The organism is Bacillus sp. JH7, from assembly GCF_001563515.1.
In the GTDB taxonomy this organism is placed as follows: domain Bacteria; phylum Bacillota; class Bacilli; order Bacillales; family Bacillaceae_G; genus Bacillus_A; species Bacillus_A cereus.
In genome coordinates this window covers 15,083-28,041 of record NZ_LPUS01000011.1, presented here as the reverse complement: position 1 = coordinate 28,041, position 12,959 = coordinate 15,083, and the positions used below count along the sequence as shown (strand labels likewise).

Genomic DNA, 12,959 nt, shown 5'->3' with positions numbered 1-12,959 from the left:
TTATAAAAAAAAAAGAAACACATCTTATTATAAGAAATGTGTTTCTTTTTTATACTGCCTTTATGCCGGTGGAGCATGTCCATCCTCAAAACGACGTTCTAAGTTAACGAACTTATTGAACTCTTTGACGAATGCAAGTTCCACTGAACCTACTGGACCGTTACGTTGTTTTGCAATAATAATTTCAATTGTATTTTTGTTTTCCGTTTCTCGATCATAGTAGTCTTCACGATATAGGAAAGCTACAATATCAGCATCCTGCTCAATACTTCCAGATTCACGAATATCAGACATCATCGGGCGTTTATCTTGACGAGATTCTACACCACGAGATAACTGTGATAAAGCAATAACAGGCACTTGCAATTCACGTGCAATCCCTTTTAAGGTACGAGAAATCTCAGATACTTCCTGCTGACGGTTTTCTCCTGATTTCCCACTTCCTTGAATAAGCTGCAAATAGTCAATCAAAATCATACCAAGACCTTGTTCTTGCTTTAATCTACGACATTTTGCTCGAATCTCATTTACTTTAATACCTGGCGTATCATCAATATATATACCAGCATTTGAGAGACTCCCCATTGCCATTGTTAATTTTGCCCAATCATCGGAAGTTAATGAGCCAGTACGAAGTCTTTGTGCATCAATATTCCCTTCTGCACAAAGCATACGCATAACAAGCTGATCAGCACCCATCTCCAAACTAAAAATCGCTACATTTTCATCCGTTTTCGTCGCTACGTTTTGTGCAATATTTAATGAAAATGCCGTTTTCCCTACTGATGGACGTGCTGCCACGATAATTAAATCATTTCGTTGGAAACCTGCTGTCATCTTATCTAATTCAGTAAACCCAGTTGGTATCCCAGTAACTTCACCCTTTTGATTATGCAAAAGTTCAATTTTGTCATAAGCATCTACAAGAACATCTTTAATGTTTTGGAATGCTTTTGCATTCGTTTGATGGGATACTTCTAATATTTTTTTCTCAGCCTCATTTAAAAGACCATCCACATCATCTTCTCTCTCGTATCCATCCGATACAATATGAGTCGCCGTGCGAATTAAACGACGTAAAAGCGCCTTTTCAGCGATGATGCGTGCGTAATATTCTACGTTAGCTGCAGTTGGCACCACTTCTGCTAACTCTGCTAAGTAAGAAACCCCACCAACTTCTTCTAGTAATCCTTGATCAGCCATTGCTGATGTCATCATTACTAAGTCGATCGGCTCTCCCTTATCAGATAGCCCAAGCATGACTTCAAAAATCTTTTGATGTTTCGTTCGATAGAACGAATCAGGTACCAATAACTCTGATGCTGAAGTTAACGCATCTTGATCAATCAATATGGCCCCTAAAACCGCCTGCTCAGCCTCTATATTATGCGGAGGGGTACGATCAGCAAGTACATCACTCATACGCAATCCTCCTTGCTTAATTTATTTTTATTGTTCACTAACATGAACTTTTACTGTTGCTGTTACTTGTGGATGCAATTTCACAGTAACGTTTGTATAACCTAACGCGCGGATTGCATCGTCCATTTCAAATTTACGTTTATCAAGCTTAATCTTGTGTGATTTTTGCATTGCATCTACGATTTGTTTACTTGTGATAGAACCAAATAAACGGCCACCTTCTCCAGATTTCGCCTTTAATTCTACAGTTAATTTCTCTAAAGTCTCTTTTAACTCTTTTGCATTTTCAAGCTCTGCTGCTGCATCTTTTTCTTCTTTACGCTTTTGAGCTTCTAAAGTTTTCATACTGCTATTTGTTGCTTCAGCAGCTAATCCTTGTTTTAATAAGAAGTTATTTGCATAGCCATCTGGTACGTTTTTTACTTCTCCTTTTTTACCTTTACCTTTTACGTCTTTTAGAAAAATTACTTTCATGATTGTGTGCCTCCCTGTAAATAGTCATCAATAACAAATCGAAGCTTCTCCTCAGCTTCATCTACTGTAACATTTTTCATCTGTGTGGCTGCATTCGTCAAATGCCCGCCACCGCCTAAGTTTTCCATAATTAGCTGCACATTCACTTCACCTAAAGACCTGCTGCTAATTCCAATGAGGTTCTCGCCACGTTTCGCAACAACAAATGATGCAATAATCCCTGTCATCGTTAATAACGTGTCTGCCGATTGCGCAATAAGCACTTGATCGTAGTAATCATCACTATCAACTTTAGCAATCGCAATTCCATTTTTATAAATGTACGCATTTTTTATAGCTTTTGCAACCCGTAAATACTGATCCATATCTTCCTTTAAAAGTTCTTGTACAAGTACAGTATCTGCACCATGTGAGCGTAAATAAGAAGCAGCATCAAATGTACGAGCCCCTGTCCGGAATGTGAAACTTTTCGTGTCGACAATAATACCCGCTAACAATGCCGTCGCTTCTAACATTGTCATCTTTAAATTTTTAGGTTGATACTCAAGTAATTCTGTAACCAATTCTGCTGTTGAAGAAGCATATGGTTCCATATAAACTAGCAATGGGTCTTCAATAAAATCTTCTCCACGGCGATGATGATCAATAACTACTACATTTTCAATTTTATGTAACAGTTTTTGCTCCATCACCATAGAAGGTTTATGCGTATCGACAACAACAAGTAACGACTCATCATTTGCAAATTCCATCGCTTGCTCTGGAGTAATAAAACGAGACCATAACTCCTCATTTTGTTTCACTTTGTCCATCAAACGCTTAATTCCTTTATCGGAATCATTTTCATCTAACACAATATATCCTTTACGCTCATTTAATTGAGCCACTTTTAAAATACCAATCGCAGCACCAATTGCGTCCATATCGGGAGCCCTATGCCCCATAATAATGACATTACTACTTTCTAATACTAAATCCTTTAACGCATGCGAAATGACCCTAGCGCGTACACGGGTACGTTTTTCAACCGGATTTGTCTTACCTCCATAGAACTTAACTTTACCTGTCGCTTGTTTAATAGCTACTTGGTCTCCCCCACGCCCAAGCGCAAGATCTAAACCAGATTGAGCCATTGCTCCAAGCTCTGATAAAGGTAAATCACCTGATCCGACACCCACACTTAATGTAAGTGGTATATTCCTTTTAGATGTTTCTTCACGCACCTGATCTAAAATACTAAATTTCCCTTTTTCCATCTGCGTCAAAATACTTTCATTTAGCACAACGAAGAATCTTTCTGAAGATGCACGTTTTAAATACGCCCCATACTTAAGCGCCCATTCATTTAGTCGCGATGTCACAAGACTTGTTATATTCGTACGTAATTGATCATCTAATCCTTGTGTAACTTCATCATAATTATCCAAATAGATGACAGCCAAAACAGTCCTTTGATCCTCGTACATCTTTTCGATTTCTGTTTGTTCCGTTACATCAAAGAAATAAATTAACTTTTCTTCTTTCCTTACAAAAACGCGAAACTTTCGATTATTTAAAGAGACTATATCATCAGAAGTTTCTCCTTTAATGAAAAGAAGTAATGTTTCTGATACATCGTAAAGGTGCCATCCAGCTAATGCATGCTGTCCCAGACATGAAGATAAATAAGGATTTGCCCAATCAATCCCATAATCCTTATTGTATAACAAAATACCAATCGGCATTTGGTTAAATGCTTCATTACTTACTTTCTTTACTCTTGTAATCATATCTGTCGTATGCTTTTCGAAATTCCTTTGAAAATTAAGTTCAAATCGTATAACGATAAAGAATACGATACAAAAAATGACAAAAGCAGCTATCCCCATAATTAAATGAAAATAACAGAGAATTGAAATGAGCACAAACACAAAAAATGCCAATACATAAACAGGATATAAAAACCACTGTTTCTTATCAAATTCAGGCATGTATACAACTCCTATAAAGTAAAACTAACTCACCTTCCAGTTAGTTAAACAGATTAAAATAGTATAAGGAATATTATTTTATCCCCCTATTTTAGAACGCAATGAAATCCCTAAGTCAATTATACCTAAGATTGTCACAAGAGGAAACAGCATCGGAATAAACATGCATGCAATAAAACTAATAATAGGAACCCCTTTAGTAAAACCTTTTCTATACGCTAAAAAGGCGATAAATGTCAGACCTTGCAGTACAAGCAATAGTGCAAATATGACATTTAGGTTAGAAAATACCATATGTAAATATGATGTTGGTTCTACTTTTATAAAAGTTGCTAACAAAATAAATATAACGTAATACCAAATGATACTCTTTGGTAATTGTATATCTTTAAATTTAGGCCAAGATATAACGTCATGTTTTAACTTTTTCAAAACACTATCTGATATTATCACTGTCATCCAAGAAAAACATACTGAAACTAGCACAAGTATACTCGGAAGTAACGATTGTAATATATCGTTCATTTGTGCAAGTAACTCTTTTTGTTCCTTACTAATCGGCATACCTGTAGCACTTACTATCTTTTCGCTTTTCGCCATACTTTCACTAAATATACTTTGCATTTGCTTCATTATATCTATGTTGAAAAACTTTATACTCGCAACATAAATAAGTACAAAACCAATTAAGTATGCAAGCGTCCCAGCTATTAAGATTTCCACTGGCTTTTTTCTTGTTTTATACATATATCCTAAAACAATCCCTATCAATCCAAACATAATTGTCTTCACTAAATTCATCGGTTGACTCACAATAACAGTAACAAAAAGTGCCGCTACAAAAACCACGAGCACATTAGATAGTTTATGTCTTATCATTAATAGTATAAATGGTAACGGCAACGCAAAAGTTACAACTGTACCCAAAATCGGAACATACATAGATATAAGCAATAACATTGCATATATAGCCAACAACGCGGCACCTTCAGTAATAAATCTTGCTTGTTTCACATTTTAACCTCTCTTTCAAAAAAGAAAAGCATAGCAAAATGCACAGTAGAGTCCGACTCTACTGTGCATTTCATACGCTATTATTCACCAACATATGGTAAAAGTGCCATTTGACGAGCACGTTTAATTGCAACTGTAAGTTTGCGTTGGTATTTCGCGCTTGTTCCTGTTACACGACGAGGTAAAATTTTACCACGCTCAGAAACGAAACGTTTTAATAAATCAACATCTTTATAGTCAATGCGAGTGATGCCGTTAGCTGTGAAGAAACACACCTTACGACGTTTCGCACGTCCACCTTTGCGTCCTGCCATGTCTATTTCCCTCCATTCTTTGTTAAAACTAACAAATTTACTGTATTAGAACGGTAAATCGTCGTCGGAAATGTCGATCGGTTGACCTACATTTGAAAATGGATCGTCATTCTTCGTAAATCCAGAGTTACCTTGGTTACCTGAATTACTAGATTGACCAAATGGGTTAGAGCCTTGGTTACCGAAACCAGCTCCTGATGGTTGCTGATTAAATGAACCACGTTGCTCCCCACCGCCATTACGCGGCTCTAAAAATTGCACGCTTTCCGCAAGAACTTCTGTTACGTATACACGTTTACCATCTTGTCCCTCGTAATTACGAGTTTGAAGACGTCCATCTACGCCTGCTAAGCTACCTTTTTTCAAATAATTTGCTACGTTTTCTGCTTGTTTACGCCATATTACACAATTAATAAAGTCAGCTTCACGCTCACCTTGTTGATTGGCAAATGCGCGATTCACAGCTAACGTAAAAGTAGCTACTGCAACACCATTGGGCGTGTAACGTAAGTCAGGGTCCTTAGTTAAACGACCAACGAGGATAACACGATTCATCAATCGAACCACTCTCCCTTATATATCAATTATTTTTCTTCTTCTTTAACAACGATATGACGAAGGATGTCTTCGTTGATCTTAGCTAAACGGTCGAATTCATTAATCGCTTCTGCGTTAGATTTCACGTTTAAGATCATGTAGAAACCTTCACGTAAGTCGTTGATTTCGTAAGCTAAACGACGCTTACCCCACTCTTTCGTGTTAATGATTTCTGCACCATTGTTTGTTAAAACACCTGCAAAACGTTCAACTAAAGCTTTTTGAGCTTCTTCTTCAACGCCAGGACGAATGATGTACATAATTTCGTACTTTCTCATTACACTTTCACCTCCTTTTGGTCTAAACGGCCCGTAATGGGCAAGGAGCAATTAATTTATAGTAATTACTCACGAGTTTAGATTATATCATAGTAAGTTATATGAATCAACTCACCAATACATAAAAAACTTGGCAAACATATAATATATTTGCCAAGCTCATATCTTTATTTTTCCTAGGAAATATTAAATTAAACGTTAAAACGGAAGTGCATAACATCTCCGTCTTTTACGATATATTCTTTTCCTTCTAAACGTACTTTTCCAGCTTCTTTTGCAGCTGTCATAGAACCGTTTGTCATTAAGTCATCGTAAGAAACTGTTTCTGCACGAATAAATCCACGCTCAAAGTCTGTATGAATAACACCAGCACATTGCGGTGCCTTCATTCCTTGTTTAAATGTCCAAGCACGTACTTCTTGAACGCCAGCTGTAAAGTAAGTAGCAAGTCCTAATAGGTCATATGCTGCACGAATTAATTGATCTAAACCAGACTCTTCAATTCCTAATTCTTCAAGGAATACTTTTTTCTCTTCTTCGTCTAATTCAGCGATTTCTGATTCGATTTTTGCACATACAACGATTACTTGAGAATTTTCATTTGCTGCAAATTCTTTTACCATTTGTACGTATTTATTTTCCGAAGGATCGATAACATCGTCTTCACTTACATTCGCTACGTATAACATTTCTTTTGTTGTAAGTAAATGAAGGCCTTTAACAACCTTCATCTGCTCTTCTGTAAATTCAACAGTACGAGCTGGTTTTCCCTCTTCAAAAGCTTCTTTTAAACGAACTAAAATTTCATGCTCATATACTGCTTCTTTATCTTTTTGTCTTGCTAATTTCGCAACACGCTCGATACGCTTATCAACAGACTCTAAGTCCGCTAAAATTAGCTCTAAATTGATTGTTTCAATATCATCAATTGGATCTACTTTCCCTGAAACGTGCGTAATATTTTCGTCTTCAAAACAACGAACAACTTGGCAAATTGCATCTACTTGACGAATGTGAGATAAGAATTTATTTCCTAAACCTTCACCTTTACTAGCACCTTTTACAATACCTGCAATATCAGTAAACTCGAATACAGTCGGAACAGTCTTTTTCGGTTCTACTAATTCCGTTAATTTATTTAAACGCTCATCTGGTACTTCTACAATCCCTACGTTTGGATCAATTGTACAGAATGGATAGTTCGCAGATTCTGCTCCTGCTTGTGTAATTGCATTAAATAAAGTGGACTTCCCTACGTTAGGTAATCCAACAATCCCAGCCGTTAATCCCATATTTTTCACTCCTATGTCTCAATCTTTCATCATTATAGATAGTAACGAAAAAAATGACAAGTTTCCGCCAAACGAAAAAAAGTAACAGTTACCTACTGTAACTGTTACTCTCCCTCTATTCTTCGTGCTTCACAAGTATTTTTTTCACCTTACGATCAAACTCTCTTCGAGGAATCATTACTGAATGGTCACACCCCTCGCACTTAATGCGGATATCCATTCCCATACGAATAATTTTCCAACGATTCTCGCCACATGGATGGGCTTTCTTCATTTCCACAACATCATACAAGTTATATTCCTTTTGCTCCACTCTCCAAACTCCTCTCCATACTAAATTGCTTTTCCACTAACTAATTCTTCACGATTATATAAAACCATACGTGGATATGGAATTTCAATTCCATGTAAATCAAGACGATTTTTAATCTCTTTACGAAGTGCCCTTGCAATAACTGCATGTTGCATCGGTTCTACTTCAGCAATAACACGTAATATAACTTCTGATGCAGCTAATGTTTGCACACCTAATAATTGAGGTGTTGTTACCATTTTTTCGTACTTTGAAGGTAATTCTACTAATAAATCTTCAATAACTTGCTCTGCTTTCGCAATATCAGCCTCATATGAAATAGATACATCAACAAACGCTACACTATTACTAACTGAGTAGTTAGTAACTTGAACAATACTTCCATTTGGTAAAGTATGAATTTCACCTGTCCAACTCTTTACTTTCGTTGTACGAAGTCCAATTTCTAAAACGACTCCTTCAAATTGACCGATTTTAACATAATCGCCAACCGAAAACTGATCTTCTAACAAAATAAATAAACCTGTAATAACATCTTTCACTAAACTTTGAGCACCAAATCCGACTGCTAAACCAATTACCCCAGCACCCGCTAATAAACCTGATGCATTAATATCAAACACACCTAAAATAGCAATTAGCATAATGAACATAACAACGTACGCTACAATATTTTCAAGTAATTTCGCTACTGTAACTGTACGACGTTCTGAAATTTGAATTGGAGAACGACTTCCCATGCGAAACGCATTTCGTACAACCGCTCTTGCAATTCGCACAACAACTGCACCAATTGTTAAAATAATACATATTTTTAATGTCGCAACTCCAATATGAGCCCAACGATCAGCATCTAATAAATACTGTTTCATAGAATTAAACCACTTCGCTAATAAATCCATGTACCTCTACCTCTCTAGCTAAAATTTCTTTTTAGTTACCCTTATTATTGTATCAGAAGTCCCCTAATTGCTGAAAAAATTTTATGATTTTAATCCTATTTTATCCCCGACATCCAGGTATAAAATGGAACGAATATATATATACTAGTACTATTATTTCCGTTTTCATTCACATTTTGCAAAAATTATGCACTTATAACTTTCCATTTTCCTCACCATATAACATATATTGAAAATTTATTAAAAGGATGGGTGCTTCATGAATATTGGAAGTTTTCGCTTACCATTTTTTGAGAAAGAAACTCAAAACGTTATGCACCAAGATCTAGAAGCCTCCGAGATAATCAGTAATTTCTTACTTACCCATATTCCTATTAAAACTAATATACCACTCATTCTCGTTTGTATCGGCACAGATCGCTCTACAGGTGACGCACTCGGCCCATTAGTTGGTACAAAACTTGAACAAATAGACATCCAAAACCTCCAAGTATTCGGTACACTAGATGAGCCAGTACATGCGCTAAATTTAGAAGAGAAAATTCAGAATATACAGAAAGAATATCCTACTGCATTTATAATTGCTGTTGATGCATGTTTAGGAAAGTCCCAAAATATCGGATCGATCACTACTGGAAAGGGACCTAGTAAACCTGGAGCTGCTATGAATAAGAAATTACCTGCAGTTGGTGATTTGCACATACACGGTATCGTCAATCTAAATGGGTTTATGGAGTTTTTCGTTCTTCAAAATACAAGATTAAGTTTAGTCATGAAAATGGCTGATGTAATCGCACAAAGTATAAAAGAGACGGATCAAAAATTATCCGCATTAAAAAAAGCAAACCATCTATAAATAATAAGATGGTTTGCTTTTTAATTTTTCTGTGCTAATAGTTCTAAAATACGATTTAAATCTTCTTTATTAAAAAATTCAATTTCGATTTTACCTTTTTCTTTTTTCGTCTCTTTAATTTTCACATCTGTGCCAAACTTTTCTCTTAAGAACGTTTCACGTTCTACGAAAAATATATTTCGCTCTTTTTTCACTTTTTTTGTTTCACGTGAAACGTGTTGATTAATCTCTTGGACGATTTTCTCTAATTGACGAACATTTAATCCTTCTTTTTCAATGCGTTTCAATAAGGACTTCAATTGTTCTTCATCTTTTATCGTAAGTAAAGTTCTCCCATGAGCCATTGAAAGTTGACCATTTGCAATCATATCTTGTACGAAAGAAGGTAGGCTTAATAACCTAGTATAATTTGCAATGTAAGGTCTGCTTTTACCAAGACGTTTCGCTAATTGTTCTTGCGTTACATTTAGCTCATTCATTAACATCTGGTATGCCATTGCCTCTTCCATAGGATTTAAATCTTCTCGTTGTAAGTTTTCTAACAAAGCAAATTCCATCATTTGCTGTTCATTTAATTGTCTTACAACCGCAGGTACTTTTTCTAAACCAGCCTCTTTCGCAGCACGAAATCGTCTTTCACCTGCAACAATTTCATATCCTTTAATGCTCTTCCTAGCAATTAATGGTTGTAGAATACCGTGTTCCTTAATCGAAATTGCTAATTCCTGAATCGCCTCTTTATTAAAGTGTTTACGCGGTTGATATGGATTCGGCCTTAATTCAGTTACAAGAATCTCCTGAATTGTTTCCTCTTCTTTCACATCTAAATCAGGAAAAAACACATTAATTCCTCTTCCTAATCCTTTAGCCACCTGCAATCACTTCCTCTGCTAAATCTATATATACTTCTGCTCCTCTTGATTTAGCGTCATACTGCATAATAGGTTTCCCATGACTTGGAGCCTCGCTCAAGCGTACATTACGCGGAATAATCGAGCGATATACTTTATCCCTAAAATACTTTTTCACTTCATCTATAACTTGGATTCCTAAATTTGTACGGGCATCCAACATTGTTAACAATACACCTTGAATTGCTAAATTTTTATTTAAATGTTTTTGTACAAGTCGAACTGTATTTAATAGCTGACTTAACCCTTCTAGTGCGTAATATTCACACTGTACAGGAATAATAACAGAATCCGCTGCTGTTAATGCATTAATCGTTAATAACCCTAAAGATGGGGGACAGTCGATAATAATATAGTCATATTTATCACGAACTGGCTGTAATGCTCTTTGCAAACGTACTTCCCGGGAAATAGTCGGTACCAATTCAATTTCAGCACCAGCTAATTGAATTGTAGCGGGTAGAACATCTAAGTTTTCAGTTGCGGTTTTCTGTATAACCCCTTGAACATCTGCATCTTCCACAAGAACGTTGTAAATACATTGATCTAATTCAGATTTTTCAATTCCCACACCAGTCGTTGCATTTCCTTGAGCATCAATATCTACAAGAAGGACTTTTTTACCTACTTGCGCCAATCCAGCCCCTAAATTAACAGATGTTGTTGTTTTTCCAACACCGCCTTTTTGATTAGCAATAGCAATGATTTTTCCCATGATGTCACCTACTTTCAACCTTTCTATCTTATTCTAGTAACAATTACGTTTATTGTAACATGAAATAAAACTTTTTCTTTTACGTCCTTTATTAAACTTCAAAATTTATTTCTAAACTCCTTCTTCATTTAACAAGAAAATATAGTAAAAGAGACCTCTCCAATAGGATAAGGTCTCTAGCACGTCATTATTATTTTTTCTTTGGAATTTTAATTGTAATTTGATAGTACTCATCAAATTCTTCTTCCTCAGAATTAACATTCAAACCACTTTCAGTAACCATTTGTAAAGATTGTCTAATTGTATTCATAGCAATCCTCGTATCTCGACTTACTGCTTTTTGCTTTGCCTTACGCTTCGGTTTCGCTTCCTCTAGTAACTTCGCAATTCGTTCTTCTGTTTGCTTTACATTTAGTTGTTTCTCCACAATTTCCTGTAAAACTTTCAGTTGTAATTCCTCATTTTTTAAAGGAATGAGAGCGCGGGCATGACGTTCTGTAATGCTTTTTTCTAATAATGCACTTTTTATTTCTTCAGGCAACTTTAACAATCGCAACTTATTTGCGATTGTAGATTGTCCTTTTCCAAGTCGTTGTGCCAATGCTTCTTGTGTTAAATTATGTAACTCAATCAGCTTTTGATATGCCACAGCTTCCTCGATTGCCGTTAGTTCCTCACGTTGCAAGTTTTCAATTAAAGCTACAGAAGCTGTCTCTGTATCATTTAAGTTCTTTATAATTGCAGGAACCTTTTCCCAACCTAACTTTGTTGCCGCGCGAAAACGTCTTTCTCCAGCAATAATCTCGTACTTATCATCCTCATATTGCCTTACAACAATCGGCTGAATAAGTCCATGTGTACGAATTGTTAATGCTAGCTCATCAATACGCGCATCATCAAAAACTGTTCTTGGTTGATAACGGTTAGGGGTAATATTTACTATCGGAATTTCTTGTATTTCTTCATATACCTTTTTATCTATCTCTTCATGGCTTTCGTCTTGTAATTCGAATTCGCTCTCTTTATCTCCAAAGCCAAATAAACGAGAAAACGTATTTTTCATACATATTCCACCACCTTTTAGGCCTATTGACTATTCTCCATAAAATGTTTCCTATGAAACATTTACGTTTTCATTTATATAATTTAATCTTACGTCTAATAAGATTTATTTTTCAATAGGTAATTTATTGGGTGTTCCCGGTTTGCGTGGATATTTCTTTGGTGTCTTGCGCTTTTTCTCGATTAATAAAATATTACGTTCACTCTCTTCAAACGGTAATTGGAACGTAGACATCTCTTTTAACTCTCCGCCTAGCACCTCTAAAGCATACTTGCCATTTTCAATTTCTTCGTTTGCTGCTGCACCTTTCATTGCAATGAATGTTCCTCCAACTTTTACAAGCGGTAAACATAGCTCACTTAATACAGAAAGACGCGCAACTGCACGTGCCATTACAATATCGTATGATTCACGTACACCTTCTTTTTTCCCAAACGTTTCAGCACGATCGTGACAAAATGCAACATCACTTAATTCTAACTTTTGTGCTAAGTGATTTAAGAAATTAATACGTTTTTGCAACGAATCTACAATTGTTACTTTTAAATGCGGGAAACAAATTTTTAAAGGAATACTTGGGAATCCAGCCCCTGCACCAACATCGCAAATTGAGAATGGTTTTGAAAAATCATAATAAAAAGCAGCTGTAATGGAATCAAAAAAGTGTTTTAAATATACTTCTTCTTTTTCTGTAATAGCCGTTAAGTTCATTTTTTCATTCCACTCTACTAATGTTTCAAAGTAGATTTTGAACTGCTCTAACTGTCTAGAAGAGAGGGTGATTCCCTTCTCTTCTAGCATAGATTGAAATTGTTCTATGTTCATCTAGCAATATCTC

15 protein-coding genes are annotated in these 12,959 nt (G+C 35.8%); 1 reads left to right on the top strand and 14 read right to left on the bottom strand.

Features of this window, described 5'->3' with window-relative positions:
• Positions 1 to 60 precede the first annotated feature (60 nt).
• The 10 genes from dnaB to AU379_RS17505 all read right to left on the bottom strand — a co-directional run bounded on the left by dnaB (position 61) and on the right by AU379_RS17505 (position 8,576).
• Positions 61 to 1,422, bottom strand: coding sequence for a replicative DNA helicase (dnaB, locus tag AU379_RS17550; RefSeq protein ID WP_001286148.1), 1,362 nt, complete (start codon positions 1,420 to 1,422; stop codon positions 61 to 63).
• A 27-nt stretch (positions 1,423 to 1,449) separates the two neighbouring features.
• On the bottom strand, positions 1,450 to 1,896 hold the full coding sequence (gene rplI / locus AU379_RS17545) for a 50S ribosomal protein L9 (protein ID WP_000864228.1): 447 nt from the start codon (positions 1,894 to 1,896) through the stop codon (positions 1,450 to 1,452).
• Positions 1,893 to 3,866, bottom strand: coding sequence for a DHH family phosphoesterase (locus AU379_RS17540; protein ID WP_001113788.1), 1,974 nt, complete (start codon positions 3,864 to 3,866; stop codon positions 1,893 to 1,895). The genes rplI and AU379_RS17540 overlap by 4 nt, the downstream gene beginning before the upstream one ends.
• A 78-nt stretch (positions 3,867 to 3,944) precedes the next feature.
• The gene (locus tag AU379_RS17535; RefSeq protein WP_044585053.1) at positions 3,945 to 4,880 is read right to left on the bottom strand and encodes a YybS family protein; all 936 of its coding nucleotides are present in this window, start codon (positions 4,878 to 4,880) and stop codon (positions 3,945 to 3,947) included.
• 80 nt (positions 4,881 to 4,960) lie between these two features.
• Complete coding sequence (gene rpsR / locus AU379_RS17530) at positions 4,961 to 5,194, bottom strand: 30S ribosomal protein S18 (RefSeq protein WP_000918873.1); 234 nt, start codon at positions 5,192 to 5,194, stop codon at positions 4,961 to 4,963.
• Between the two features lie 45 nt (positions 5,195 to 5,239).
• Positions 5,240 to 5,752, bottom strand: coding sequence for a single-stranded DNA-binding protein (gene ssb, locus AU379_RS17525; protein WP_000981966.1), 513 nt, complete (start codon positions 5,750 to 5,752; stop codon positions 5,240 to 5,242).
• Between the two features lie 26 nt (positions 5,753 to 5,778).
• Positions 5,779 to 6,069 (bottom strand): 30S ribosomal protein S6, encoded by a 291-nt coding sequence (gene rpsF / locus AU379_RS17520; protein WP_001233778.1) that lies wholly within the window; start codon positions 6,067 to 6,069, stop codon positions 5,779 to 5,781.
• 191 nt (positions 6,070 to 6,260) lie between these two features.
• Positions 6,261 to 7,361, bottom strand: a complete 1,101-nt coding sequence (gene ychF / locus AU379_RS17515; RefSeq protein ID WP_000524672.1) for a redox-regulated ATPase YchF — start codon at positions 7,359 to 7,361, stop codon at positions 6,261 to 6,263.
• 115 nt (positions 7,362 to 7,476) lie between these two features.
• The gene (locus tag AU379_RS17510; RefSeq protein WP_000435485.1) at positions 7,477 to 7,674 is read right to left on the bottom strand and encodes a DUF951 domain-containing protein; all 198 of its coding nucleotides are present in this window, start codon (positions 7,672 to 7,674) and stop codon (positions 7,477 to 7,479) included.
• Positions 7,675 to 7,694: 20 nt separating this feature from the next.
• The gene (locus tag AU379_RS17505; RefSeq protein WP_000364815.1) at positions 7,695 to 8,576 is read right to left on the bottom strand and encodes a mechanosensitive ion channel family protein; all 882 of its coding nucleotides are present in this window, start codon (positions 8,574 to 8,576) and stop codon (positions 7,695 to 7,697) included.
• Positions 8,577 to 8,835: 259 nt separating this feature from the next.
• Between AU379_RS17505 and yyaC the strand changes: the two genes are divergently transcribed.
• Positions 8,836 to 9,432 carry a spore protease YyaC gene (yyaC, locus tag AU379_RS17500; RefSeq protein WP_001020715.1) on the top strand — a complete coding sequence of 199 codons (597 nt, stop codon included), beginning with the start codon at positions 8,836 to 8,838 and terminating at the stop codon, positions 9,430 to 9,432.
• A 20-nt stretch (positions 9,433 to 9,452) separates the two neighbouring features.
• Here yyaC and spo0J read toward each other — a convergent pair whose 3' ends face one another.
• The 4 genes from spo0J to rsmG all read right to left on the bottom strand — a co-directional run bounded on the left by spo0J (position 9,453) and on the right by rsmG (position 12,946).
• Entirely contained in the window at positions 9,453 to 10,304 is an 852-nt protein-coding gene (spo0J, locus tag AU379_RS17495) for a stage 0 sporulation protein Spo0J (RefSeq protein ID WP_001051829.1), read from the bottom strand.
• On the bottom strand, positions 10,297 to 11,058 hold the full coding sequence (gene soj / locus AU379_RS17490) for a sporulation initiation inhibitor protein Soj (protein WP_000516115.1): 762 nt from the start codon (positions 11,056 to 11,058) through the stop codon (positions 10,297 to 10,299). The genes spo0J and soj overlap by 8 nt, the downstream gene beginning before the upstream one ends.
• 190 nt (positions 11,059 to 11,248) lie before the next feature.
• A complete protein-coding gene (gene noc / locus AU379_RS17485) occupies positions 11,249 to 12,121 on the bottom strand; it encodes a nucleoid occlusion protein (RefSeq protein WP_000799016.1) in 873 nt (290 codons plus the stop codon).
• A gap of 105 nt (positions 12,122 to 12,226) precedes the next feature.
• Positions 12,227 to 12,946: a 16S rRNA (guanine(527)-N(7))-methyltransferase RsmG gene (gene rsmG / locus AU379_RS17480; RefSeq protein ID WP_001019628.1), complete on the bottom strand. Its 720-nt coding sequence runs from the start codon at positions 12,944 to 12,946 to the stop codon at positions 12,227 to 12,229.
• Positions 12,947 to 12,959: the final 13 nt, after the last annotated feature.

Bases quoted from the DNA above. Each gene is read 5' to 3' on its own strand.
- dnaB (WP_001286148.1), bottom strand. From the start codon at position 1,422: ATGAGTGATGTACTTGCTGATCGTACCCCTCCGCATAATATAGAGGCT.
- rplI (WP_000864228.1), bottom strand. From the start codon at position 1,896: ATGAAAGTAATTTTTCTAAAAGACGTAAAAGGTAAAGGTAAAAAAGGA.
- AU379_RS17540 (WP_001113788.1), bottom strand. From the start codon at position 3,866: ATGCCTGAATTTGATAAGAAACAGTGGTTTTTATATCCTGTTTATGTA.
- rpsR (WP_000918873.1), bottom strand. From the start codon at position 5,194: ATGGCAGGACGCAAAGGTGGACGTGCGAAACGTCGTAAGGTGTGTTTC.
- rpsF (WP_001233778.1), bottom strand. From the start codon at position 6,069: ATGAGAAAGTACGAAATTATGTACATCATTCGTCCTGGCGTTGAAGAA.
- ychF (WP_000524672.1), bottom strand. From the start codon at position 7,361: ATGGGATTAACGGCTGGGATTGTTGGATTACCTAACGTAGGGAAGTCC.
- AU379_RS17505 (WP_000364815.1), bottom strand. From the start codon at position 8,576: ATGGATTTATTAGCGAAGTGGTTTAATTCTATGAAACAGTATTTATTA.
- yyaC (WP_001020715.1), top strand. From the start codon at position 8,836: ATGAATATTGGAAGTTTTCGCTTACCATTTTTTGAGAAAGAAACTCAA.
- soj (WP_000516115.1), bottom strand. From the start codon at position 11,058: ATGGGAAAAATCATTGCTATTGCTAATCAAAAAGGCGGTGTTGGAAAA.
- noc (WP_000799016.1), bottom strand. From the start codon at position 12,121: ATGAAAAATACGTTTTCTCGTTTATTTGGCTTTGGAGATAAAGAGAGC.
- rsmG (WP_001019628.1), bottom strand. From the start codon at position 12,946: ATGAACATAGAACAATTTCAATCTATGCTAGAAGAGAAGGGAATCACC.